A 26,273-nucleotide genomic window follows, 5' to 3' on the forward strand; every position below is an offset into this window, starting at 1 on the left:
GCCTCGCGGCCTGATCCGTCATCACAAAGGTCGTTGGTCGAATCCTGAAATATGACCAGTTTTCATTACTGGAGTACCAATATTGAGCAACTGGTATACCAGAGCGATGACAAAAAGCATTCTCCATGCCAGATCGACAATTTGTCTTATTGGTCAGGTTACTCGCGGTGAATTTTCTGAAAAGGCGTGACCCACCACGGGGAATATGCCCCACATACGATCGCCAGACCGCTACCCATCCCCAAGATGGTGCTCAGTGAAGGCGGATAAAGGCCTGTGGTAGGCTTCGCGGCTGCGAACGTCTATTGATAGCTGGTGCCATGCTCACCCAGAAAATTGTCTCTGCCATATCGGATGCGATCTACCACCGGCGCTTGCCGCCAGGCACAAAGCTAAATGAGCGGGATATTGCGGAGTTGTTCGATGTAAGCCGGACGGTGGTCCGGCAGGCGCTGATCCGGCTTTCGCAGGATCGCCTGGTGGAGGTGTCACCCAAACGCTCGTCATCCGTGGCCTGCCCGACCTTCGACGATGCGTACCAGCTCTACCAGATGCTCCTGGTACTGGAGAGCGGTGTGATTGACCAATTGACCAAGTCGATCACCCAGAACGAGCTGGAGATATTGCGTGCCCACACCCTCAAGGAGCAGGCCGCGCACCAAGCCCACGACCATGATCTGGGCGACAAACTGGGCCGTGAGTTTCACTCGCTGCTGATCTCGTTCCTGAAGAACGACATTCTCAACAACATCCACAACCAGCTGCGCCGGCAGGAAGCGCTGATCAACGCGCTATACCGCTCGGGCTTCGATTACTGCCAGCTGCGTGACGAGCACACCCGCCTGGTGGATTGCTTCGAGCGCCGCGACGCGGCGTCTGCCAAGAACCTGCTGGCCTCGCACTACAACCTGGTGATCAAGGGTTACAAGTTCAACACGGCGGTGCCGCCGGATATCGACCTTAAAGCGGTGCTGGGTCTGTAACCCGACGCGGGAGAAGCCTTAACTGCCTCTCCCGCCCGCGCTGCCTACAGCTTGAACCCGCCCATCTGCCGCGCCAGGTCGTCGGCCAGGCCGCTCAAGGTGCGGCACTCCTGACGACAATCATTCACCTCCCCCGCGGTAGCACGCGCCAGATCGGAAATGCCTTGTACGTTGCGGTTGATCTCCTCGGTCACCGCCGACTGTTCCTCGGTAGCGGCCGCCACCTGATGGTTCATGTCGCTGATGCGGTTCACCTGCTCGGTGATCGCCTCAAGTGAACGTCCCGTGCGCTGGCTGGAGGCAACCCCTGTCCCGGTAGCCGCCTGCCCCTTGTGCATCGAAGCCACAGCGTTTTCCGCGCCCTGCTTAAGGCCGGCGATCATGCTCTGAATCTCGTCGGTGGACAGCTGCGTACGACGCGCCAATGTGCGTACTTCATCCGCCACCACTGCAAAGCCGCGGCCCATTTCGCCGGCCCGCGCCGCTTCAATCGCTGCGTTCAGGGCGAGCAGATTAGTCTGTTCGGAGACGCCACGGATCACTGCCAGCACTTGGTCGATGGAGGCCACTTGCCGGGCCAGCTCGCCCACCGCGCCCGAAGCCGTGCCGATATCGTCAGACATGCTTTCAATATGGGAAATGGAGCCGCGCACCACCTCTCGGGCCTGCAACGCCTCCTCCCGAGCGCCATGCGACGCAGAAGCCGCACTGCCGGCGTTGCGCGCAATCTCCTGCACCGTCAGCCCCATTTCATGAACTGCAGTGGCCACCATCTCAGTCATTTCCTGTTGGCGGTCGGCACGCGTGGCGGTGTTGTCCACCACCTTCGCCACTTGGCCAACCGTGGAGCGCAGCCGCTCGCTGGTATTCAGCACGTCCGCGATCATCTCGCGCTGGCTGAGCAAAAAGCGGTTGAAGCCACGGGCCAGATCCCCCAACTCATCAGCACGGCTGTCATCCAGGCGATGGGTAAGGTCACCGCCGCCGCTGCCAATTGCCACCAAGGCACGGGTAACCTGCTGGATAGGCTTGACCAGGCTCTGCGCCAACCAAACCACCAATGCCAGACACACCAGCGCCACACCCGCACCGATCAGGCTGGTCAACCACAGCGCCTGGTGCGCTTGCGCATAGATTTGTGCTTCCGGCACCTCAGCAACTAACGTCCAATTCAAATCGCGCAATGGCAAGCTGATCGCCAGATAGGGCTCGCCCTCGCGCTCGAAAGCCGCCGATGACAGCGCAGACTTGCCCAGTACGGCCCGTGCTGCCGGTGCGCCAATCTGCTCGGCGAGTTGGCGATCACCGTTCAAATCGGTTTGCGGATGGATCTGAATCAGGCCGTCGTTGCGCACCAGGTACACCTTGCCGCGCTCGCCGAAACTGAAGTTTTTGATCAGAGTTGAGAGCTCGTCCATGCGCAAACCGAGGCCGGCAACGCCCAGCAACTGACCAGCTTTTTCCACGCGCAGATCGATAAACAGCGTGAGGGCGCCGGTATTGCCGTCGGTACCAATTTCGACGACGCGGCGCTGCGCACTGTCGAGGAAACGGTAATACCAGGCGTCTTGGGCGTTAGCGCGGCTCAGCGTGCGCTCCAGCCCCTTTTCACTGTAATGGCGACTGGTTGCCGAAGAAATCACGAAAGCCGTGGCGGCCTTGTGCTGCTCCAACACTCCACTCAGGTAGCTGACAAAGCGTGGTAGATCGGCACCATTTTCGCTCTCCGCCAACCAGTCGCGCACCATTGTGTTGCTGGCAATATCGTCCGCTGCCGTCAGCGGTTGCATCAGAATTCGCTCAGGTTTTCGATAATTCCAAGCGTCCGCTTCTGGCCGATTCTGTTGAAAAAGTAGCTTCAGCGGCAGCCTGCCGATCACGTGTGCCTGCTGTCGAAGTGGCTGCAAGCCACTTCAAGTTGTCTTCCGGCGTTTCGCTGAGCGTCCTTGCTCAGGTTTGGGGGGTAATTTGAGGGTTTCTGCTTGCAGCAGGCGTACCTATCCCGTTAATGGTGGCCCTTGAGGCAAAAGCTTGGCCATGCGTCGCAGGTTCTGCACCGTCGCCGCCAAAGTGAATTCGTCAGTGGCACCTGTCAGGCCACGCAGTCGTAAACGGTCGAGTTTCATGATCCGTTTGAGGTGGGCGAAAAGCATCTCCACCTTCTTTCGTTCGCAGCGAGAGACGAGGTACTCCGGTGTCTTGGCGATGCGTCGAGCCACGTCGCGGGCAGCCTCATGGATGCTGCGGACGATCTTCCGACTTGGCGTGTTGGGACAGCATTTCGCTTTCAACGGGCAGGTGGCGCAGTCGGTTTGGCTGGAGCGATAAATGATGGTGTTGGCCTTGGTCACCCGCGATCTTTTATGGGTGAAGGCGCGCCATTCACTGCGTAGTGGTTTACCGGCTGGGCAGCGGTATTCATTGGCTTCCTGATTCCAGTGAAAGTCGTTACTGGAGAGGCTGTCGTCCTTGCGCTCGGTCTTGTCCCACACCGGCACATGCGGCTCGATGTCCTTTTCTTCGACCATCCAGGCCAGCATCGGGGCGGTGCCATAAGCGGTATCGCCGATAAGGCGTTCCGGTGTGAGATCGAACTGCGCTTCGACACGTTCGACCATCGTCCTGGTCGAATCGACTTCGGCGGTACGGTGCGCCGGGGTAGCTTCCACGTCCATGATCACACCGTGCTCAGTGTCGATCAGGTAATTCGTGGAGTAGGCAAAAAAGGCCGGCCCACCTGGCGCTGCTGTCCAACGGGACAGAGGATCGGTGAGCGAAATTTTCTTGGGAAGAGTTTCTGCCAGCGCCTCTTCATCAAGGGCTTCGAGGTACTCGCGCACTGCGCGGCTGCTGAGCTTTGGATCGTTCCAATCGACCTCATCACCCGCCACGCCACGTTGGCGGCTAGCGTCGGCCTTGATGATGCTGGCGTCCACAGCGAAGCCTTCGCCTTTGACCAGTCCGGTCGCCATGCAGCGGCGCAGCACTTCATTGAACAACCAGCGGAACAGATCGCTGTCGCGGAAACGTCCATGGCGATTCTTTGAGAAGGTGGAGTGATTGGGTACTTCGTCTTCCAGACCCAACCGGCAGAACCAGCGATAGGCCAAGTTCAGGTGCACCTCTTCGCACAATCGCCGCTCGGAACGGATGCCATAGCAGTAGCCAACGACCAGCATGCGCACCATTAATTCCGGGTCAATCGAGGGTCGCCCGATGGGGCTATAGAAATCCGCCAGGTAGGCGCGCAGATCACTGAGATCCAGGCACTGATCGATGCTACGCAGGAGATGCTGGGCTGGGACGTGATCTTCCAGGTTGAACGAGTAGAACAGGCGATGCTGTCCTCCCGGTAACTGTCCCATCATGCTGTTTGCCCCCACGCTCGCTGACAGAGCAATTTTGCCAACGGCATGGGGTGACAGCTACTTTTTCAACAGAGTCGGCCGGTAGCGGACGATGGTGACAGGCAGCTATCGGCCAGAAGCGGACATCTACTTATAGCCGGTGCCGACCTGAGGCCAACAGTATACTGTTGGCACGACTCAGCTTTGAGTCTCCGCGCCGACAATCTGTGAGTCATCTGATATGTGCGCGGCCTCTACAAACATGCGGGATTGAGCTCAATGCTCGCGGACGTCGATAAGTCTCCCTCAAGGTGGCTTATTCCAGCGTTGGAGTTCACATGAGAATACGGAAAGATACTCGAAAGGAATCAATGGCTCCTACGCTAGATGACCTGCTCAACGATGATCGGCTGGCGCGGCTGTTTTCAACGGATGCTCGCCACTGCGCCTTGCAGCTGTGGATCTTGCAGATCAGGTCCGAGCAACAGATCGAAAATCGCATCGTCTACGGCCGCTTGCTCCCCTACAGTTACTCCAGTAATAGCTGGTCATACAGCGACGACAATAAATTTCAGGACTTCGGGTTGTTCCAGGCTCAGGTTGTCCGGCTCAACCTGTACGTAAGCAGCGTCCACTGTGCGGAGCTTTTACGACAACTAAGCGTCGGCCACTCCATCTCAACAATCAGCGAAAACCTGAATATTGGGCTAGCGGACCAATTAAAAGCGCGGTTCGGCACGACCACACTCGCTGCAGATAATCTGGTTTATCGACCCGTAGCCTATTTGCTCAATAGAGATGCGCATGACCGCCATTCACTCTCCAGCCCTCACGGTGGCTCTGGCGCTTTCAGTGCATCGATCTCTCAGAGAGACAAGGGGGCGCTGTTTTATCTGGGGCAGGGTTACGATGTCGCCTTGACCGAATTAGTAGTTAATCACCTGAGCGCAGATACAGGCCTCGACTTTGGAGGGGCTGATACCGTCAGGTTTGGCGATCTTGAGCTGCTAGTTTTTCCTGCGCTGGACGACCTAGAGCGGTGCTTACTGAGCGTGACCTGGGTTGATACACCTCGTGCCTTGATTGCCCGCTTCAATCCGACTCAGATACCGCACTTCAAAAGCTTCCAATTCCACCTGAAAGTCACGAACGGCGACCAAATTGTCTACTCAAATATCATCACTGCGGAACGTGATGCAGAAGGAATATTTGAGTGCAAGTTCGTTCTGGGCGACCAGTTGCATGCCAGGGTCGACGGCACAGAGCTAGAGGTTTTCGGCTTTCATGATGACCCTCTTCGCGGGAGCACGCTGTGTTGCCGATGGGGAACCGGATACGTTAGAGAGATTCATTTTCAGGGGCATGCGGTGGGTCAAGGAGCCAACCCAGTCAAGTTCGATTGGCTAGAAAGAACTACTCGCCCCGCCACGTCACCCCGGGTGAAAGCTGCCCTGACGATCAGCCGCGGAAATATGGATATCGCCAGCCGTGTAGGCGGACGCGAGGCGGATCCTTGGGTCCCGGCTAACCGCGACCTCGCATCTTTGTTTACGCGGCTCCATCCACCTAAGTCAGAGGGGCGTTTTTTCCAACGTTTTAGCCAAGGCAGTGGCGAGGGACGGCTGCAGTTTGTAGAGTGGTTCAAGACGCTGCTAACCAAATACCAGCGGCATCAGGTGATTATCTTCGATCCGTATTTCGACTCCGCCGGTTTGGGATTGGTATTGATCTGTGCAGCACAGCAGACTGACTGCATCGTCTTCAGATCCCTTCCAAAGCCCGTCAAGGAAGATAAACCCCTACGTCGTAAGTCCGATAAGACAGGCCAGGAAGGTGTTAATAACTTGCTGGCAAACTGCGAACAGAACCGCCATCTCATGGCGCGCGTCAAGCTACGTATCTACGGGCTTAAGGAAGGCCGGCTGCATGACCGCTACATTTTAGTCATGGGATCAGATGGGCTACCGGTCGCGGGCTTCAATCTATCCAACTCATTTCAGAACGCCGCCGAAAACTACCCCTTACTGGTTACTCCAATTCCAGCGGATGTCCTGCTGCAGGTTGAACAATACAAGTCCGTACTGTTACGGGAAGCGGAGACCGTACTGTCTGAGGGCGAAACCGGGAATCCTTCCATGCGGATTCTATTCGACTCCTCAGCGTTGCCATTGGCACCGCGCCGTTATGAACCACTGCGCTTCTTAGAAAAGCCTCAGGCAGGTGACGTACTCAGCGTATGGGCCGGAGAACCATCACTACAAGGGTTGAGTGGCGATCCGTTGAGGGAACGGATGGTGACACTGAACATACTCAAGGGGAACTCGCTCGCCCTGCCTGAGACGGAAAGCCTGCGTAATTGCCTGCATCGGCAAGCTGACGATTTAGAAAGCTTCACAGCAACTTGGGAGGTGCTCGGCGAGTTGCTTGCACATTCACGCACTGAGAACAGCCACTTTCATGAACTCGAATCCGAGCGCGGCATTCTGGAGCGCTTGGTACAGTTCCTTAATTCATCGTTCAACCGAACGCATGAGCGGGTGGATGAGGAATTGGCTGTGGCAGACACTCGGTTCTTTCAGGAGCCGATTGAGACCTTTCTACGCGGCTCTTATCAACCACACCACTTTTTTCATGCAACAAAGTATGCAGCTCTAACCTGGGCAGAGTATTTCACCATTAAATTTCTTTGGCGGTATGCCTCAGACGCTCTGCTGGAAATTGTCGAGACGCAGATGGTCGACGTACCGATGGAGCCGCAAGAGTCTGATGCAGTGAGACTGTCCCTCTTAAGCCAGGTCATCAACGAAATTGCACTGTCACTGCAGTTCCAAATCAGTGAGGCACAACAGCGTCGGCTCGTCCATAGCAGTAGCGGTCTGCTGCAATGGATGGGACTTAACGCAATTGAGATGAAGTTGGAAAACTCTGGGGGGCTCGACAGCGTACTGCAGTTGGTGTCCGATTTTCCTTACGACGAACAGGTGCGAGCTCTAGGCTGGATGATTTGCCACGCGGCCGGGAGACGAGATAGAGGTGAGATATACAAAGGCCTAATCGCGGCGCTCGATGGGGTACTGGCAGCGAACATCTCTGGAAAAGAACTAAGGCATATAGTTGACTCCATGCGCGGACATATGCGGCACCTAACTTGGGCCGAGCCGTGGCTCCCTCAGGATGTAATTTTCCCCTTGCTGCAAAATGATCGCGCCAATACCGACGATGCCTGCGGTATCTGGGTTCAGGAACTGACGAGTTTACTGGAGCCAAAGCTTAAAAATCAGTCAAGGCTATTTGAGCTTTCACGTGAGGGCCAGATGACCAACACAGCTGCTTTTCTCTTTGCTTATAGCGGCCACGAGCAGCAGCAGGGCTGTCTGAAAGAGATGTGGAACATCTTGAGGCGGCAGCAACGGATCGTGCGGCAGCCTCTCGCTAGCACTTCCGATTGGACAAGATGGCACGATGCTTTAGTGGTATCGATGTGGATACTGACCTTTGCCCGTTGGAGTGAGTACTACTTGCGTGAGCGCGGTATTACTGATAACGAACTTGAACGACTGTCGTTGGGCACCCGCGAGTTAGCGATGGTTAGACCGATGGACGAATGGCGGTCGGGGGGGGCCGGCGACGGCAATCTTGCTTTGTTCCTTGATCAAGTGGAGGAACTTTTAGCCTCAAGTGCCAAGTAAGAAACGGGAGGATTACCTGTAATCAGGCTGTCCGCTTCTGGCCCAGAGTGTGTAAAAACGCCCCCGGTAAACCCTTGCTATAATTTCCAAGAGTCTCATCGCAAGGGATGCCCATGAAACGGTTTATCCAGGGTGAACACCGAGGTCAAAGCACCTTACTTCCCGAAAGCCTCGACGACTACGTCAGCGATACCAATCCGGTTCGGGTGGTTGACGTTTTCGTCGATGAACTCGACTTGGCCAAGCTAGGTTTTGATGGCGTCATTCCAGCCGAAACCGGCAGACCTGCTTACCATCCCGCTGTCCTGCTAAAGATCTATATCTACGGCTACCTGAACCGCATCCAATCGAGTCGCCGTCTTGAGCGAGAAGCTCAGCGCAACGTTGAACTGATGTGGCTGACCGGGCGCTTGACGCCCGATTTCAAGACCATCGCCAACTTCCGAAAAGACAACAGCAAGGCCATTCGCGGCGTCTGCCGCCAGTTCGTTTTGCTCTGCCAGCAGTTGGGGTTGTTTGACGAAAACCTGGTTGCCATCGACGGCAGCAAATTCAAGGCAGTGAACAACCGTGACCGCAATTTCACCAGCGCCAAACTGAAGCGGCGCATGGAAGAAATCGAGGCGAGCATCAGCCGTTATTTGGCTGCGCTCGATGCGGCTGATCGACAGATTCCTAGCGCCTCCGCGCCAGACATTGCCAGCCTGGAAGATAAAATCGCCAAGCTCAAATCGCAGATGAAAGAGCTTGAGGGGATCGAAACTCAGCTCAACGATTCCCCTGACAAACAGGTTTCGCTGACCGACCCGGATGCCCGTTCGATGATGACGCGCGGCAGCGGTATCGTTGGCTACAACGTGCAGACGGCTGTCGATACGCAGCACCATTTAATAGTTGCTCATGAGGTCACCAACAGCGGTTCAGACCGTGACCAACTCAGTTCAATGGCGAAGCAGGCTCGTGAAGCTGTCGGCGCAGAAACGCTGTCCGTGGTGGCTGACCGAGGCTACTTCAAGGGTGAAGAAATCCTTGCCTGTCACGACGCAAACATCACGGCCTACGTGCCTAAGCCAATGACTTCAAGCGCCAAGGCTGATGGCCGATTCAACAAAGATGCCTTCGTGTATGACTCGACGAAAAACGAATACACCTGCCCGGCGGGAGAGGCACTGATCTGGCGATTCTCCAGCGTTGAGAAAGGCATGAATATGCACTGCTACTGGAGTTCAAAGTGCCAGAGTTGCACGCTGAAAACCCAGTGCACGCCAAGCACAAATCGTCGAGTAAGGCGCTGGGAACATGAAGCTGTGCTGGAGGAAATGCAACGCCGGCTGAACCAAGCACCGGAGATGATGCGGGTTCGAAAGCGGACTGTTGAGCATCCATTCGGGACGCTCAAACAATGGATGGGGGCAACGCACTTCCTGACTCGAAAACTGAACGGGGTGAGCGCAGAAATGAGCTTGAATGTGCTCGCCTATAACTTGAAGCGGGTGATGAAAATCATCGGCACCGAAGGCTTGTTGAAGGCGATGGCGGCGTAAAAGCCCGGCTTTTACTGCCCCAAAGAGGTGCCAAAGCGCTTCATACGCGCTCTGAAGCGTTACCGGCGCTGATCCTGGTAAATAATCGGGAAGTCGCCACGCCCAGGAGCAATGGGCTGAAGCACGCACGATAAGAAAGAGTTTTTACACACTCTGTGCCGGAAGTGGACGTAGTAAGAATCTGGTATCGGTCGATTCTGTTGAAAAAGTCCCGTCGCGATTTTTCCCCATGAAAGAGCGTGAGCGACGTCTGGTGCGTTCATAAGACAGAGCTGCGTTGATTTTTACGGAGCAACGCCGAAATCGAGCGTTTTTTTGCGCTGTCGTTAAGCCGCTCTCTCAGCAGCCGACTTTTTCAACAGAATTAGTCAGTAGCGGTCTTTCGCTAATGACTCATTGACGTTAAGACCAGTCAATACAGGCCGAGTTTGTGATCTTTAAGAGGCTACCCGCTAGTATAGGTTTGCCCAAAAGGCTTCTGCGAACGGACTTAACGGGGCAATCGGCCGTGTCAGATGAATTTCCAAAGGTATATCCCAGCTCTCGTCCAGGGTCCGACTGAGCCTTAAGTCGACCACCTCTTGCTCACTGAGGCTTTTGGGTAGCCAGGCTATACCTTTATTTTCCAAGGCCATCGACATCAGCACGGCTGCCAGGTGGCTGCTGAAGAGAGGCTTTAAGTGAAGGTAGTCAGCCCTGCCCTGAAGACGGTGAGAAACAATTCGACCTAGCCCCGACTCGTCTGTGTAAGCGAGATAGGGAAGGGATGCCGGAGACGATCCGAATTCAGCGGATGTGCCCGCAAGAGGCAACAGAATGTCTTCACCGATTTTCTTGCTGACGAACTGATCCAGGGGTAAACGGGGGGGGACCTCAGGATGGCGGTGACAGAGCAAGAATTGCACCTGACCATGAGTCAGCATCTGTTCGCATACCGCCATGCTGTCCGAATGCAGCCTGACTGCCTCGATGGGGGTACAGCGCAGAATTATCGTGGCAGCCCACGGAGGCGCACTACAGAAGTCGAGTTTGGATACCGCCTGGCAGCGTCTGGTGCACCAGGCTCTTGAGAACGGAATAATGACTACCGAGCAGCGCTTCGGCCTTCATGACTTCAAAAGACGAGGAATTACGGACACTGCTGGCAACCGGGCAGAAAAGCAGGAAGCGAGTGGACATCGCGACGCTTCAATGCTTGATGTCTACGATCTCAGTGTACCGATTGTAGATCCTGCCGGGGATAGCTGAGCTACTGCTCTTTTAAGGCGGTAGCCTCAGCCAACGTATCCGAGCGCCCTACTGGGCGCCGGTTTTTGACAGGTAGGACGCATTACATCAATACGCTCCATCAAACCAAGAAGTACGGCCCCTAAAGGTCGAGCTCGTTAGGTCATATGTAGAGCCTTGTACAACAACGTTCGATCTAATCGATCGATCAGATCTACAAATTTCCGTCTTGCGTGGCGCCTGAGCTCGGTCATCCGACCAAGTCTGTACTGATGACTGAAGCAGGCACGAGTCTAGCAAGCAGCTCAAAGCACCACTTTCAAACACTGCCCGGCGTGATAGAGAGAAAAACCCGTCTCGTAAAAGTAACTGCGCAACGCCGGCATCGATACTTTCTGAAACGGCTCGAAAGGCAGCGGAAGCGATTCGGAATTATCCGTAAGCAGGAAGTCTGCTAATGCCCTACCAATTATCGTTCCGGTAGTATTGCCCCGACCGTTATAGCCAGCCACAGCCACCAGGCCAGCCGCTGGCTGGAATACGCGCATCAGGTGATCCGGCGTGAAGTCAATGCAGCCGGTCCAGTGCATCTGCCACTCCACGCGACCCAATGCAGGGAAGTAGTGCTGCTGGATGCGGTCGGCCCAGCGCCGGATAAACCAGTCAGGCTTGTTGCTCGCCTTGCCCAGGCTGCCCAGCAGCAGGCGACCTTCGGCATCACGGCGGATGCTGCTGAGTACCGTACGGGTGTCCCAAGAGCCCTGGCCGTGCCTGAGAATATCGTCAGCCGCCGCGCCACTCAGAGGTACTGAGGCCACCTGGTAGTAGTAGCCACGGAAAAAACTACGACGCTGCTCGGTCCACTCACCTTCGGTGTAGGCACCAGTAGAGATTACCACTTGGCTGGCGCGGACTTCGCCATTCTCGGTGCGCACTAGCCAGTCACCGCCCTGCCGCTGCAGTTGGCTGACAGGCGAATGCTGGTACAACGCGCCGCCTAGGCGTTGCAAGGCCTGCGCCAGGCCGACAGTGTAGGCCATTGGGTTAATGACGCCGGCACGGCGGTCGAGCAGCGCGCCAGTGACCTTGTCGGTACCGCAATGATCGATACAGACGGCGCCGGTAAGCAGTTCGACATCAGCTCCCCTCCTTTGCCACTGCGCCTCGCGGGCACGCAGGTCGTCAAGACCGGCGTCGTTGTGGGCCATGTGCAGGCTACCTTGGTTACGTGCCTGACAGTCGATGCCGTAGCGGCGGATCTGCGCGAAAACCTCGGCCGGCGCCTGGCCGAGCGCGCTATTGAGCCGCTCGCCCTGCTTCTGGCCGAGCACCGCGACGACGTCATCAGGCTTAATCCAGGTGCCGGCGTTGACTAGACCCACATTGCGCCCTGAGCCGCCGTGGCCGACCTCATGGGCCTCCAGCAGGCACACTGTCTTGCCCTGTTCGAGCAGGCGTAGCGCGGCGCTGAGGCCGGTGATGCCACCGCCGATGACGCACACGTCGGCCTTAACCACGCCCTTCAGCGCCACGACGTCGATGCGCACAGGCGTGGCCTTTTCCCAGAGGCACTGTTGATGAAAAACCGTCATGTCATATACCTCTTCAACATCCACATCAGTTAGCGCGGTAAAGAGAAAATCCCCCGGCACGCCGGGGGAGGGTGTGACCCGTTCAGCGCTGCACGGCAGCAGCCGGGTAGGCTTCGTCGATCTCAGCCTCGACGGCTGCGGGTTCGACACGCGGCATGAACAGGCCGGTGGCGGCCCAGATCAGGCCGATCACGGGCGACAGCCAGCAGGCAAAGGCCACCGGGGCGTACAGCAGCGTCGGCACACCGAGGGACGAGGAGACGAAAGCGCCGCCCATGTTCCACGGAATCAGCGGCGAGCACAGAGTGCCGCAATCCTCGATGCTGCGCGATAGCACGGTCGGCTTGTAACCCATGGCCGCGTACTTGTCCTTGAGCAGTTGTCCTGGGAGCACCAGCGAGGTGTAAACATCGCCAACCAGGGTGCCGACACCCAGCACGCTGGCATGGCTGCTGAGCACCAGGCCGAAGCGACCCTTGATAACCTGATCGAGTTTCTTGCGGATGGCGTCGAGGGTGCCATGGGCCTCCAGGGCGCCGACGAAGGCCAGCGCGATCAGGGTCAGGGTAATCACCCAGGTCATTGACATGATGCCGCCCTTGGACAGCAGCTTGTCCACCGACTCGATCCCGGTCTGGCTGACGAATCCGTTCTGCAGGATGTTGGTCATCTCCTTGATGCCGACGCCCTGATAGAACACCGCCACGGCCACGGCCAGCACTACCCCGGCGAACATCACCGGCAGCGCCGGTGCCTTGCGCATGGCCAGGATGATCACCACCAGCGGCGGTAACAGGGTCAGCAGGCCGATCTTGTAGTGCTGCTCGACGCCGGCACGCATCAGTTCGATGCTGCTGGCATCCACCGCATTGTCGGCGAAGCTGGCCCCGATCCAGGCGTACAGCACCAGGGAAATCAGCATGGCCGGCACGGTGGTGGCCAGCATGCTCTTGATGTGGCTCCACAGGTCGGTGCCGCACACGGCCGGGGTCAGGTTGGTGGTTTCCGACAGCGGCGACATCTTGTCACCGAAGAAAGCGCCGGAAACGATTGCCCCGCCAGTCAGGTAGGCCGGTACGCCGAGGCCTTCGCCGACGCCCATCAGTGCCAGGCCGACGGTGCCGACCGTGCCCCAGGAGGTACCGGTCATCAGCGAGATCAGCGAGCAGAGCAGGCAGGTCATCACCAGGAAGCTGCCGCCGGACAGGTAGCTGAAGCCGTAGTAGAGCAGCGTCGGCACGGTGCCGGAGGCGATCCACGAGCCTATCAGCATGCCGATACACATCAGGATGAAGATGGCCGGAATGCCGATCTGCACCACCTTGAACATCGACGCCTCGATGCTGAACCAAGGTGTACCCCGGAATACCGCAAACAGTCCGCACACCAGCACACCAAAGGCAAGCGGCACATGGGGGGTGAAATCCTCGAAGACGAAGAACTGGACCATCAGCAAGATGGCGGTAATTACGAGGGGAGCCACTGCCACAGCAAAGGACGGTGCCTCCCTGGTCACTTCTTTATGAGCGTCCAAGGTAAAACTCCTCTGATTTACGGGGGCAGTAAGCAAAATGGGGTGTAGCACTCATGGCGAGCCTCTCTTGTTGTTATTGCTCTGCATTCACGGCCTTTGCTACCCATGATGCCTACGGGCAAAGACCGCCTTATAAGGGTTGACGACTACTGATTCTCCGTGTCGATGTGGGAACGCCATGCCGAACCTGGCCGACATGGCTAACGCTTGGTCAGTCGAAGACGATCCCCTGAGCCAGGGGCAGCTCGCGGGAATAGTTGATGGTGTTGGTCTGACGGCGCATGTAGGCCTTCCATGAATCGGAGCCGGACTCGCGGCCGCCGCCGGTTTCCTTCTCGCCGCCGAACGCCCCGCCGATCTCCGCACCGCTGGTGCCGATGTTGACGTTGGCGATGCCGCAGTCGCTGCCCGAGGCGCTCTGGAAACGCTCGGCCTCGCGCACATCGGTGGTGAAGATGCAGGACGACAGACCCTGTGGCACTTCGTTGTTCAGTGCCAGCGCCTGCTCGAAATCGTCGTAGGCAAGAACGTAGAGAATCGGCGCGAAGGTCTCGTGACGCACCACTTCGCTCTGCGCTGGCATCTCGACGATCGCTGGGGCGACGTAGTAGGCGTTGGGGTACTGCTCCTGCAGGCGACGCTCGCCACCGAACACCGCGCCACCCTCGTCGCGCGCACGCACCAGGGCGTCCTGCATGGCATCGAAGGCCTGTTTATCGATCAGCGGGCCGATCAGGTTGCCGGCACGCGGGTCGCCGATGCGCACCTTGGCATAGGCGGCCTTGACCCGGGCCAGCACTTCGTCTTTCACCGAACGGTGCACGATCAGGCGGCGCAGCGTGGTGCAGCGCTGGCCGGCGGTGCCCACCGCGGAAAACAGGATGCCGCGCACAGCCAGGTCGAGGTCAGCGCTAGGGGTGAGGATCATCGCGTTGTTACCGCCCAGCTCGAGGATGCTGCGGGCGAAGCGCGCGGCGACGCGCGGGCCGACTGCACGACCCATGCGGGTGCTGCCGGTGGCACTGACCAGCGGTACGCGCGCATCATCCACCAACGCCTCGCCGGCCTTGGCATCGCCGACGATCAGCTGGCTGAGATTCGCCGGTGCATCGCCGAAACGCGCCAGCGCCTTGTCGAACAGCGCCTGACAGGCCAGCGCGGTCAACGGGGTCTTTTCAGACGGTTTCCAGATCACGGAGTTGCCACACACCAGCGCTAGCGTGGTGTTCCAAGCCCAGACCGCGACCGGGAAGTTGAATGCACTGATCACCCCGACCACGCCCAGCGGGTGCCAGGACTCGCGCATATGGTGGCCCGGGCGCTCGGATGCGATGGTCAGGCCGTACAGCTGGCGCGACAGGCCGACGGCGAAGTCGCAGATATCGATCATCTCCTGCACTTCGCCCAGGCCTTCCTGGGTGATTTTGCCGGCTTCGATCGACACCAACTCGCCGAGCTGAGTCTTGTATTCGCGCAGCACTTCGCCGAATAGGCGCACCAGCTCACCACGACGCGGGGCTGGGACGTTGCGCCAACTAAGGTAGGCCTGATGCGCCGCATCCACCTTGGCCGGTACGACGTCGGCGCTTTCCAGGCTGATCGAGGCGATCAGCCTGCCGTCGATGGGACTGTGCACGGCATGATCGCCGCCTTGGTACGCGTGGGCTTGCACGCCGAGGGTGTTGAGCAGCTCGCCAACCATATTGTTCTCCTACATCCGCTGAGCACTGGGGTTCATTGACGAGGGTCAGTATCGAACCGATTTGCGCAGGCCAACAAACGACCTTTACGCACCACATCATTCCCCAGCAGAATGAACTCACCATTCACCTGCCCGTGAGACCAACATGCCCAAGCGCCTGCTGCCCACCATGACCGCCCTGCAGTGCTTCGAGGCCGCCGCCCGTCATATGAGCTTCACCCGCGCCGCCGAAGAGCTGTTCCTGACTCAGAGCGCGGTGAGCAAACAGGTCGCCCAACTCGAGGACATGCTCCAGCACCTGCTGTTCCATCGCGTACGTCGGCGCCTGCAGCTGACCCCGGCAGGCGAACTGTACCTGGCCGAGGTCAACAAGATCCTTACCCAGGTGGACATCTCCAGCCGCTACATCCTCTCCTACGGTGGCGAAACCGAGGTGCTGCGGGTGGCCACCCAACCGACCTTTGGCGCGCGCTGGCTGATCAGCAACCTCAAGGGCTTCTCCAAGCACCACCCCAATATCCACCTCGATATCAGGAGCGAGCTGGAGCCTTTCGATCTGGTGCAGGCCAAGGCGGACGTAGCCTTCTTCTACGGCCAGGGTTCCTGGCCGGGGGCTACCTGCATCGAACTTTTCGGCGAGGAGGTGGTGCCAGTGTGCTCGCCGGACGTGTTGCAGGGGCGTGCGCTACGAGGCGCCACAGAGCTGGCCGAGTTCGTCCTGCTGCAGTGCACGTCGCGCCCCGAGGCCTGGCACGAATGGTTCGAGGAACAAGGCATCGACACCGAGCACAGCTATCATGGGCCGCGTTTCGACACCTTCTACATGTGCATCCGTGCTGCCCGCGCGGGATGCGGCATCGCCCTGGTGCCGCGTTTTCTGGTCGAGGACGAACTGGACGACGCCAAGCTGGTGATTCCCTGGGTTCATCACAAGCCCAGCGAAGGCTCGCATTACCTGGCCTATGCCGAGCAGTCGATCGATATTCCCAAGGTCAGAAGCTTTGTCGATTGGATACTGGACAAGGCGCATAGCCGGCAGGGGCATGCTAGTTCCTGAATCTTTGGAATGACCCGGTAATTTTTTTTCGTTTGTGCAGCCTCGGCCTTCCTCGTTTTCATAGAAGGGAATCCCCCCTTCGACGAGGAACGCCGCAATGTCATTTCATGCCTCCGCGCTGCCCGAGGGCCGCGCATGAGCACGTCGCCCATCAGTGCCTCGCTGTCCATCGTGCACCCTATAACTCTCAGTCACGGCCGCAACGCCGAGGTTTGGGATACCGAGGGCAAGCGCTACATCGATTTCGTCGGCGGCATCGGCGTACTCAACCTCGGTCACTGCCATCCAGGTGTGGTCGCCGCCATTGGCGCGCAGGCCCAGCGCTTGACCCACTCGGCCTTCAACGCAGTTCCGCACAGCGGCTACCACCAACTTATGGACGCTCTCGCCGCATTCATCCCGCTCAGCTACCCACTGGCTGGCATGCTCACCAACAGTGGCGCGGAAGCGGCGGAAAATGCACTGAAAATCGTTCGCGCCGCCACCGGACGCAGTGTGGTGATCGCCTTCGACGGCGGCTTTCATGGTCGTACCTTGGCCACGCTCAACCTTAACGGCAAGGTCGCCCCGTACAAGCAGCGTGTTGGTGTGCTGCCCGGCCCGGTCTACCACGTGCCCTACCCCAGCGCGGATACCGGCGTCAGCACCGAACAGGGCCTGCAGGCACTGGAGCGGCTTTTCAGCGTCGAGGTCGATATCAACGAAGTCGCCTGCATCATCTTCGAGCCGGTACAGGGCGAAGGCGGTTTCCTAGCCATGGACGCCGAGTTCGCACGGCGCCTGCGTGCGCTGTGCGATGCCAACGGCATCCTTCTGATCGCCGACGAGATCCAGTCCGGCTTCGGTCGCACCGGCCAGCGCTTCGCCTTCAGTCGTCTGGGCATAGAACCGGACCTGCTGCTGCTCGGCAAGAGCATCGCTGGCGGCCTGCCGCTGGGTGCGGTGGTCGGCCGCAAGGACTTGCTCGATATCCTGCCCAAGGGCGGTCTCGGCGGCACCTACTCGGGCAACCCATTAGCCTGCGCAGCCGCGCTGGCCAGCCTGGAGGCGATGAGCGACGCCAACCTGGCGACCTGGGGCGAGGCGCAGGAGCAGGCCATCGTGCGCCGCTACAACAGCTGGCGCGAACGGGCGATCTCGCCCTGCTTGGGCCGGCTGACCGGCACCGGGGCCATGCGCGGCATCGAATTGCTTACGGCAGAGGGCAAGGCCGGCACCACGCAACTCGCTGCCCTGCTGGAGGCTGCGCGTGCCAAGGGCCTGCTGCTAATGCCCAGTGGCAAGAGCCGGCACATCGTGCGCCTGCTGGCGCCGCTGACCATCGAGCCGGCGCTATTCGAGCAGGGACTGGACATTATCGAAGACTGCCTGGCAGGAATCCGTTAACCCCATGATTGCCAAAGTAGCTCCACCGGCAGCGCTCACGAGGCACTACCGCGCCTTTCTCGACTCGCTCATGCAGGCTGGCTTCCAGGGGGAAATAGCCTCCGATCATGGCAGCCGCACCGTACTGGCGACCGACAACTCGATCTACCAGCGCCTGCCACAAGCGGCGCTTTTCCCCTTACACGACGAAGACGTGCGCCTGCTGGCCAGTCTGGCCGCGCAGCCGCAGTACCGCGACATCGTCCTAACCCCGCGCGGTGGCGGTACTGGTACCAACGGCCAGTCGCTGACAAGTGGCGTAGTGGTGGACCTGTCACGACATATGAATCGCATCCTCGAGATCGACGCCGACAACCGCCGCGTGCGGGTGCAGGCCGGTGTGGTCAAAGATCAGCTCAACGCCGCGCTCAAGCCGCACGGGCTGTTCTTCGCCCCGGAGCTGTCGACCTCTAACCGCGCCACCATCGGCGGCATGATCAACACCGACGCCAGCGGCCAGGGCAGTTGCACCTATGGCAAGACACGTGATCATGTGCTGCAACTGCAGACCATCCTGCTCGGCGGCGAGCGCCTGTACAGTGCCCCGGTCAGCGAGGACGAGCTGCAAAAGGTTCTGCAGGACGACAGCCGCTGTGGCGAGGTATACCGCGCCGTGCTCCATGTACACGAGCAACACGCCGGGCTGATTGAACAACGTTTTCCCAAGCTCAACCGCTGCCTGACCGGCTACGACCTGGCGCATATCCGCGACGCCGATGGCCGCTTCAACCTCAACAATATTCTCTGTGGCTCAGAAGGATCGCTCGGCTTTATCGTCGAGGCGACCCTCAACGTACTGCCGATCCCGAAGCACTCGGTGCTGGTGAATGTGTCCTACGCCAGCTTTATGGACGCGCTCAGAGATGCCCAGGCACTGATGGCCATGGCACCGCTGTCCATCGAAACGGTGGATTCGCGGGTGCTCAATCTGGCGATGAAAGACATCGTCTGGCATGACGTGGCCGAGTACTTCCCGGCCAATCCGGCCATCCCGACACAAGGCATTAACCTGGTGGAGTTCAGCAGTGAAGACGCCGCGTTGCTGGATGAGCAGGTCGAGCGCTTCACCGCACACCTGGCCAGCGATGCCAGCGTGCAGCGCCTCGGCCACACCATTGCCCGAGGTTCAGCCGCCGTGGCCAGCGTATACAACATGCGCAAACGCTCGGTGGGCCTGCTCGGCAACGTGGACGGCGAAGCGCGCCCGCAACCCTTTGTCGAGGACACGGCTGTGCCACCCGAGGCACTGGCCGACTACATCGCCGAGTTCCGCGCCCTGCTCGACGGCTATCAGCTGCAGTACGGCATGTTTGGTCACGTCGATGCCGGCGTGCTGCACGTGCGCCCGATGCTGGACATGAAAGACCCTGCCCAGGTGGCGCTGATCCGCCCAATCAGCGATGGCGTGGCCGCCCTCACCCACAAATACGGCGGCCTGCTCTGGGGCGAACACGGCAAGGGCCTGCGTTCGGAATACGCGCCGCGCTTCTTCGGCGATCTGTACCCGGCACTGCAGGCGATCAAGAGCGCCTTCGACCCGGACAACCAGCTCAACCCCGGCAAGATCGCCACGCCGCTGGCGGCTGGCAGCGAGCTGACCAAGGTCGACGAAGTGCCGCTGCGCGGCGACCTCGACCGGCAGATCGACGAGCGCGTGTGGAGCAGCTACGGCGCGGCAATGCACTGCAACGGCAACGGCGCCTGCTACAACTATGATCCCAACGACGCCATGTGCCCGTCGTGGAAGGCCACCCGCGAGCGCACCCAGTCGCCCAAAGGGCGCGCCTCGCTGCTGCGTGAATGGCTGCGCCTGCAGGAGCAGGCCGGTGTCGATGTACTCGACGCCAGCCAACAGCTGCGCAATACATCGCCGCTACGCGGCCTCACCGGCCGCGTACGCAACACCCTGAGCAAACGCCGCGGCGATGAGGACTTCTCCCACGAAGTGTTCGAGGCCATGTCGGGCTGCCTGGCGTGCAAATCCTGTGCAGGGCAATGCCCGGTCAAGGTCAACGTGCCGGAGTTCCGCTCGCGCTTCCTAGAGCTGTACCACAGCCGCTACCTGCGCCCGTTGAAGGACTATCTGATCGGCTCGCTGGAGTTCAGCATCCCCTATTTCGCCAAACTGCCATGGCTCTACAACGGCCTGATGCAGCTGAATATTAGCCAAGCAATGCTGCGCCGCTACGCCGGCATGATCGACAGCCCGCTGCTCAGCCGATTCGACATGAAGGCGACGCTAGAACGCTGGGACGTACTTGAGGCCACGCCGGAAAACCTGCGCCGGCTGCCTGCGGCGCAACGCGAACGTAGCGTGATCCTGGTACAGGATGCCTTCACCCGCTACTTCGACACCGAGGTGCTGGCGGATCTGATCGAGGTGCTCTCACGCCTGGGCGTGCAGGTACTGCTCGCGCCCTTTCTGCCCAACGGCAAGCCGCTGCAGGTACTGGGTTTCCTTGGGGCCTTCGAGAAGGCCGCGCGTCGGAATGCAGCAATGCTCAACGCGTTGAGTGGCCATGGCGTGCAACTGGTGGGCCTGGACCCAGCCATGACACTGGTCTACCGCCAGGAGTACCACAAGCTCCTGGGCGATGCGGCGCCCAAAGTGCTGCTGCCGCAGGAATGGCTGGCGCAGCAGTTGGACAAGCTGCCCGCCGACGTGGTCAACCCTGGAGAAGACTACTACCTGCTGGGCCACTGCACAGAGAAGACCAACGCTCCGGCAGCGACGGCACTGTGGGTTCAGGTGTTCCAGCACCTAGGGCTGAACCTCAAAAGCCTGCCGCTGGGCTGCTGCGGCATGTCCGGCACCTATGGGCACGAGGCGGCGAACAGGCAGACGTCCGAGCGGATCTACGACCTGTCCTGGCGCGAGCGGGTCGAAGGCGACATCGACCCCGCACGCCTGCTGGCCAACGGCTATTCCTGCCGCAGCCAGGCCGAGCGCCTCAGCTCGCAGTCCCTGCCCCACCCTATACAGGCGCTTAAACGGCACTTGTGCCGGCCCTGATCCCTTTGCTCTAAGCCCCCGGCCCAGCTTGCCGGGGGTTGTTTTTATGGCCATGTCCACGTTGGTTGTTATGCGCCCCGGAGCGGATTTATCCGCGAGTTTCGCGGCTAAAGCCGCTCCTACGACGCAAGCGATTCATTCCCCCAGCGAATGAAGTACTGAGAAGATGTCGTTTGTGCCGAACCACGCCGGTGCCCAGAATCCAATCCATGCCCAGGCTTCAACCCACCCATGCCCTCCAGGAGATTGCTTGATCATGAGCAAACCGGCGTTCATCGATCCATCCGAGATTCGCGCGCAGTTCTCTCGCGCCATGTCCGATATGTACAAAGCGGAAGTCCCACTCTATGGAGATCTCCTGCAGTTGGTCGAACAAGTCAACCAGCAGGTGCTGCAAGACAGCCCCGAAATCGCCGAACAGTTGCAACACAGCGGCGAACTGGAGCGCCTGGCCATGGAACGTCACGGCGCCATCCGTGTCGGCACCGCCAGTGAGCTGGCCACCATAAGTCGCCTGTTCGCAGTGATGGGCATGCAGCCCGTGGGTTACTACGACCTCAGCCCGGCTGGCGTACCGGTCCACTCCACGGCCTTCCGCGCGGTGCATGAGGCCGCCCTGCAGCACAGCCCGTTCCGCGTGTTCACCTCACTGCTGCGCCTGGAGCTGATCGACAACCCCGAGCTGCGTGACCTGGCCGCGCGCCTGCTGGCCAAGCGCAATATCTTCACGCCGCGAGCGCTGCAACTGATCGAGCAGTGTGAGGCCGATGGTGGTCTGAATGAGGCGGACGCCAGGGAGTTCGTGACCCAGGCCCTGGAGACCTTCCGCTGGCACACCCAGGCCACCGTCAGTGCCGCCGAGTACGACCAACTGCACGCCCAGCACCGCTTGATCGCCGACGTGGTGGCATTCAAGGGGCCACACATCAATCACCTGACCCCGCGCACCCTGGACATCGACGAGATCCAGGCCGGCATGCCCACCCGCGGCATCACGCCGAAGGCCGTGATCGAAGGTCCGCCCCGTCGCCGTTGCCCGATCCTGCTGCGCCAGACCAGCTTCAAGGCGCTGCAGGAGAAGGTCGCCTTCACCGACCAGCAGGGCGCCGACGGCAGCCACACCGCCCGCTTCGGCGAGATCGAACAGCGCGGCGCGGCTCTGACCCCTAAAGGCCGCGCCCTTTACGACCAATTGCTCAATGCCGCCCGCGCCGAGCTCAAGGAAGCCCCCAACGAGCACAACGCAGCGCTGTATGGTGAGCTGCTGGCAAAGCACTTCCGCGCCTTCCCCGACAGCTACGCGCAGATGCGCACCGAAGGCCTGGCGTATTTCCGCTACAGCGTTACCGAACAGGGCCGCGCCGCTAGCGAGCGTCCGCAGACCCTGGAGGCACTGATAGCCGCCGGCCATATCCGCTTCGATCCGCTGGTATATGAAGACTTCCTGCCGGTCAGCGCGGCGGGGATCTTCCAGTCCAACCTCGGCGACAACGCCCAGGCTAGCTACGCGATCAGCTCCAACCAGGCGGACTTCCATCTCGCCCTCGGCGCAGAGGTACTCGACGAGTTGCAGCTCTATGCCGCCACCGAGCATCGCTCGCTCGATGAGTGTCGTGCCATCCTTGGCCTAGCGATACTCTGAACGGCGTAGTACGAGCGTAGGGTGTATGTCACCTTCTACATCCGCAGTGGTTCTGTAAAGGTGGATGAAAGAGGTGTCATCCACCCAACGCGTCAGTTGTTGGGAGCAACCACAACTCTAAGCCGCCACGCGGCGATCCAGCATCTGTCCAGATGGCAGCGGATGCCCATAAACGGTGCCAGCGCCCGCGGGGGTGGCCGGCGTCGATTTCGATAACCTGCCCGGCTCCAAGTTCAGTGAACACCCACCAAACGATGCATCCCTTTCGCACCGCACTGCACGACGAGCTGCACGCGCGCCCCTCAATCTATTTCAACGAGCCGGCACATATCTATCACCTGACCCTGCTCGAATGCAGCGATGCGCTGGATAGCATCGTCGAAACCCTTGACGACCTGGCTGCGGATGCCCTGCAAGGACTGGTCAGCCTGGATGGATACGCGACCAAGTGGGAGCGGCACACCGAGTTCCTCTCCCTCACCATGGTCGTACCCAAGCAGGCTCACGCGGAGTTCTGGCCGCCGCTGCCGGAGAGCCTCGCCGCCCTGATCCGAGGGCACGAGGAGCTGCTGATCGAATGCTCGCAGGTGCTGGTGGAGTCCGCCGAGGAATGGGGAGGCAGCACCGGGCGCTATGGGTTCAGGGATCCCTGCGGCTCGCAGGTCGGCGCCGGCGACGCTGTGATCTGGAGCGATTTCCGCCTGACACCGGATGGAGTCAATCGCATCCTCCTGGTCAACCATAACCTCAATGCCTACCGCCTGGGGCGCATGGTACGCCGCCTGCTGGAGATCGAGACCTACCGTATGATGGCCTCGCTCACCCTGCCGGTGGCCAAGGATGTCGCGAGGGAACTGCGGAATTACGAGCGCAAGCTCACCGAACTGTCCGACCAGAACGCTCATTCCAGCAGCGACGCCCGGCAGATCCTAAAGAGCATCTCTGACCTTTCTTCGCGCATCGTTCGTCTGACCGCCAGGACCCGCCAGCGCTTTAGCGCCACCGAGGCCTATGCGCAGATCGTCTTCGAGCGCATCGCCGAGCTGCGCGAGAGCCACGTGCTGGGCCGCCAGCGTCTAGGCGTGTTTATCGAACGGCGCTTCCGCCCGACCGTACGCTACTGCTCGGCCACACATCAGCGTATGGAACGGGTCAAAGAGAGCGTGGCCAATCTCGGCGAACTGCTGCAGACCCGCGTACAGGTCGAGGTCGAGGAACAGAACGGCGCCATCCTGCACAGCCTCAACGAACGCGCCACCACCCAGATCAAGATCCAGAAAGCAGTCGAGGGGCTATCGATCATCGCCATCAGCTACTACCTGCTGAGCCTGCTCAAGCTGCTCTATGAAGGCGCGCGCAGCCTCGGCCTAGACCTATCGCCGCGTGACGCCAGTCTCTACGCCGCACCTGTAGTGGTGCTGGTGCTAGGCACCATCATCCGTCGCATCAGGAAGGCTCAGCGCGAGTAGCCAAGGTCAACCTCCTACCCCACGCCCCTATAACTGTGACTGGCTCGGGTGAACACCTTTTCTAGAGAGCTGCAGCGATGGCTTGGACAACTTCCTGCGTCGAAGCGCTACCCCCTAAGTCACGGGTCTTGGGTCCACTGTGGATGACCTTCTCGATAGCTGCAAGAATCCCGTCGTGAGCTGCACGATAGCGCTCGTCGCCGTTACCAAGGAAATCGAGCATCAGTGCTCCGGACCTGTGCTCAGGGGCTGAGCAATGTGCTGGCCTTGATGGCTAAAAGCCTCAGTGCCGTACGCTCAGGCCGTAGCTTTGCGCGCCAACGCAAACGCGCAGCCAGCCGAGGTTGTGAGGGCTACAAACCGACGCGCTGAAGAAACACCACCGCCCAACCTCCGTGCAAAAAAAAGCTGGCCACAAGCGGTCGGCATAGGCTCGTCCGGAGAACGAGAAATCTCGCCTAGACAGCCGGAACAGACGATGATCACATCACCGCCAGCCCAGTTAGACCGCCTGATTGAGCGGCAGAGGCCTGGTCATCGCCCGACGGCCATGGCGGCTGGCTGCTTCGGGGGGCTTGCCTTGGGCAGGGCTGCAGCTTAGGTTGATGACATTGGGGGCGGCATAGTCCCTACGGCGACGGCCTGAATAACTTCGCTGCAATCCTTGGCAGCCCGAGAGGCCGGCCACATAAACTCGACAAGCAATCGGCGTATTTCACCAGATTCGGGAAGTCTTATTCAGAGTTTCCCCAAGTAATATTCCGCTTGAGGTGGAAATCTATCTTCATCAGACGGCTGCTTCTGGCCGGCTCCGGCCAAGTGCCAACTGCCAACTGACGAAACACGTTGCTATCACCACCCGTGGTGACGTTCTCCCTTTCCAAGGCAGGGGTTCTTGCCCCCCTCAAAATCAAGAAAAATAGACGGCTTCCACCCGGCCGCTGCGCTGGGTGGAGCCTCCGCGATTTTTCCTGATTTTTTCACGACCGCCTTAGTCGCCCTAGTCGGCAGGGGTTCATGCGCAGCGCAAGCGCAGAACCCTGAAGACGAAGGAGCGAAAGCCATGAGCGAACACATCAGGATCTACGTTGCCGACCTGGCCGCCTACAACGCCGGTCACCTGCATGGCGTCTGGATCGACGCCTCCCTGGAGCTGGACGACATCCAGGCGCAGGTCGACGCCATTCTGGCGGTCTCCCCGGTCGAGGGGGCGGAGGAATACGCCATCCACGACTTCGAGGGCTTCGACGGTTACCGCCTCGGCGAGTACGAGGGCCTCGAAAGCGCCCATGAGATTGCGTGTTTCATCGAGGAGTACCCCGAGTTCGGCGGCGCCCTGCTCGCTCACTTCAATGACCTGGAGCACGCGCGCAAGGCGGCCGAGGAAGATTACTGTGGCTGCCATGCCTCGCTGGCCGACTACGCTCAGGAGCTGACCGAGGAAACCACCAGCATTCCACCGCACCTGGCCATGTACATCGACTACCGCGCCATGGCCCGCGACATGGAGTACGGCGGCGACGTGTTCGCGCTGGAGACCGGCTTCGAGCAGGTGCACGTGTTCTGGAATCGCTAACAACGGAAGGCACCGGGGCGACCCGGTGCCTTGTTTTTTGCGCCCCTGTCCTGCCGGCCACCCGCGCGCCCCACCCGGAGGGCTGATGCACGGGTGCGCGCACCCGGCGATCAGCCTGTAGCAACCGCGTTGTGCCGCCGGCTGATTGAGACCGTTACGGTTTTAGGTTTTTGCCCAAATCCGTCGATCCGTATCCACGGATTTACGGATTTGTGGGGAAGCGGATCTGCGCCTTTACGGATTAACGGACATCCGCCGATGCGGTTTTCCGGTTTTGCAGAAAGCCGTAGAACCGCACCTTCGGAGATTGCAGCCACACACGCCACATGCCGCCCGTTGGGCGAGACTGCGAGACGCGAGCTCGCGCACGAACAAGCCAGGATCTACCAGTGAGGCCCACCTGTTCATCCTTGAGCCACGCTCAACGACAGCGGCCAGAAACGCCTCCAGAGCCCCTTAGAACGCCCCAGCAG

Annotated in this window: 14 protein-coding genes and 4 pseudogenes; 11 read left to right on the plus strand and 7 right to left on the minus strand. The window is 59.8% G+C overall.

Features of this window, described 5'->3' with window-relative positions:
* The first annotated feature begins 320 nt into the window (after positions 1–320).
* The gene (locus BLT86_RS12765) at positions 321–983 is read left to right on the plus strand and encodes a GntR family transcriptional regulator (protein WP_026088704.1); all 663 of its coding nucleotides are present in this window, start codon (positions 321–323) and stop codon (positions 981–983) included.
* Between the two features lie 44 nt (positions 984–1,027).
* On the opposite strand, the gene BLT86_RS12770 is transcribed toward BLT86_RS12765, so the two are convergent.
* Positions 1,028–2,773 (minus strand): methyl-accepting chemotaxis protein, encoded by a 1,746-nt coding sequence (locus BLT86_RS12770; protein WP_017678244.1) that lies wholly within the window; start codon positions 2,771–2,773, stop codon positions 1,028–1,030.
* A gap of 207 nt (positions 2,774–2,980) precedes the next feature.
* Positions 2,981–4,351, minus strand: coding sequence for a transposase (locus BLT86_RS12775; RefSeq protein ID WP_092374357.1), 1,371 nt, complete (start codon positions 4,349–4,351; stop codon positions 2,981–2,983).
* Positions 4,352–4,668: 317 nt separating this feature from the next.
* Here BLT86_RS12775 and BLT86_RS12780 point away from each other — a divergent pair, with 317 nt between their 5' ends.
* Entirely contained in the window at positions 4,669–8,019 is a 3,351-nt protein-coding gene (locus BLT86_RS12780) for a VPA1262 family protein (protein WP_231976597.1), read from the plus strand.
* Positions 8,020–8,132: 113 nt separating this feature from the next.
* Positions 8,133–9,563, plus strand: coding sequence for an IS1182 family transposase (locus BLT86_RS12785; RefSeq protein ID WP_023108662.1), 1,431 nt, complete (start codon positions 8,133–8,135; stop codon positions 9,561–9,563).
* A gap of 452 nt (positions 9,564–10,015) precedes the next feature.
* On the opposite strand, the pseudogene BLT86_RS12790 reads toward BLT86_RS12785, so the two are convergent.
* Positions 10,016–10,537, minus strand: a pseudogene (locus tag BLT86_RS12790) (LysR substrate-binding domain-containing protein); the annotation flags it as partial.
* A 4-nt stretch (positions 10,538–10,541) separates the two neighbouring features.
* Here BLT86_RS12790 and BLT86_RS12795 point away from each other — a divergent pair.
* A pseudogene (locus tag BLT86_RS12795) lies at positions 10,542–10,811 on the plus strand (hypothetical protein); the annotation flags it as partial.
* 284 nt (positions 10,812–11,095) lie between these two features.
* On the opposite strand, the gene amaA reads toward BLT86_RS12795, so the two are convergent.
* The 3 genes from amaA to amaB all read right to left on the minus strand — a co-directional run bounded on the left by amaA (position 11,096) and on the right by amaB (position 15,618).
* Positions 11,096–12,382: an L-pipecolate oxidase gene (gene amaA, locus BLT86_RS12800; RefSeq protein WP_092377154.1), complete on the minus strand. Its 1,287-nt coding sequence runs from the start codon at positions 12,380–12,382 to the stop codon at positions 11,096–11,098.
* Positions 12,383–12,464: 82 nt separating this feature from the next.
* Positions 12,465–13,865, minus strand: a complete 1,401-nt coding sequence (nhaC, locus tag BLT86_RS12805) for a Na+/H+ antiporter NhaC (protein ID WP_230925739.1) — start codon at positions 13,863–13,865, stop codon at positions 12,465–12,467.
* A 262-nt stretch (positions 13,866–14,127) separates the two neighbouring features.
* The gene (gene amaB, locus BLT86_RS12810; protein WP_092377157.1) at positions 14,128–15,618 is read right to left on the minus strand and encodes an L-piperidine-6-carboxylate dehydrogenase; all 1,491 of its coding nucleotides are present in this window, start codon (positions 15,616–15,618) and stop codon (positions 14,128–14,130) included.
* 145 nt (positions 15,619–15,763) lie between these two features.
* Here amaB and BLT86_RS12815 point away from each other — a divergent pair, with 145 nt between their 5' ends.
* From BLT86_RS12815 to BLT86_RS12835, 5 genes are all read left to right on the plus strand, one after another.
* Positions 15,764–16,675, plus strand: a complete 912-nt coding sequence (locus BLT86_RS12815; protein WP_092377160.1) for a LysR substrate-binding domain-containing protein — start codon at positions 15,764–15,766, stop codon at positions 16,673–16,675.
* A gap of 135 nt (positions 16,676–16,810) precedes the next feature.
* Positions 16,811–18,061 (plus strand): 2-aminoadipate transaminase, encoded by a 1,251-nt coding sequence (locus BLT86_RS12820; RefSeq protein ID WP_092377164.1) that lies wholly within the window; start codon positions 16,811–16,813, stop codon positions 18,059–18,061.
* A 4-nt stretch (positions 18,062–18,065) separates the two neighbouring features.
* The gene (ydiJ, locus tag BLT86_RS12825; protein ID WP_092377168.1) at positions 18,066–21,113 is read left to right on the plus strand and encodes a D-2-hydroxyglutarate dehydrogenase YdiJ; all 3,048 of its coding nucleotides are present in this window, start codon (positions 18,066–18,068) and stop codon (positions 21,111–21,113) included.
* Positions 21,114–21,369: 256 nt separating this feature from the next.
* Complete coding sequence (gene hglS, locus BLT86_RS12830; RefSeq protein WP_092377171.1) at positions 21,370–22,755, plus strand: 2-oxoadipate dioxygenase/decarboxylase HglS; 1,386 nt, start codon at positions 21,370–21,372, stop codon at positions 22,753–22,755.
* Positions 22,756–23,009: 254 nt separating this feature from the next.
* Positions 23,010–24,224 carry a DUF3422 domain-containing protein gene (locus BLT86_RS12835; RefSeq protein ID WP_092377173.1) on the plus strand — a complete coding sequence of 405 codons (1,215 nt, stop codon included), beginning with the start codon at positions 23,010–23,012 and terminating at the stop codon, positions 24,222–24,224.
* A 61-nt stretch (positions 24,225–24,285) separates the two neighbouring features.
* Here BLT86_RS12835 and BLT86_RS25785 read toward each other — a convergent pair.
* Positions 24,286–24,489: pseudogene (locus tag BLT86_RS25785) on the minus strand (tartrate dehydrogenase); the annotation flags it as partial.
* Between BLT86_RS25785 and BLT86_RS25790 the strand changes: the two are divergent.
* Both BLT86_RS25790 and BLT86_RS12840 read left to right on the plus strand, forming a co-directional pair.
* A pseudogene (locus BLT86_RS25790) lies at positions 24,462–24,596 on the plus strand (IS4 family transposase); the annotation flags it as partial. The pseudogenes BLT86_RS25785 and BLT86_RS25790 sit on opposite strands and share 28 nt — an antisense overlap.
* Positions 24,597–25,287: 691 nt before the next feature.
* On the plus strand, positions 25,288–25,800 hold the full coding sequence (locus BLT86_RS12840; protein ID WP_092377176.1) for an antirestriction protein ArdA: 513 nt from the start codon (positions 25,288–25,290) through the stop codon (positions 25,798–25,800).
* Positions 25,801–26,273 lie beyond the last annotated feature (473 nt).

It is taken from the genome of Pseudomonas sihuiensis, assembly GCF_900106015.1.
GTDB classification, from domain to species: domain Bacteria; phylum Pseudomonadota; class Gammaproteobacteria; order Pseudomonadales; family Pseudomonadaceae; genus Aquipseudomonas; species Aquipseudomonas sihuiensis.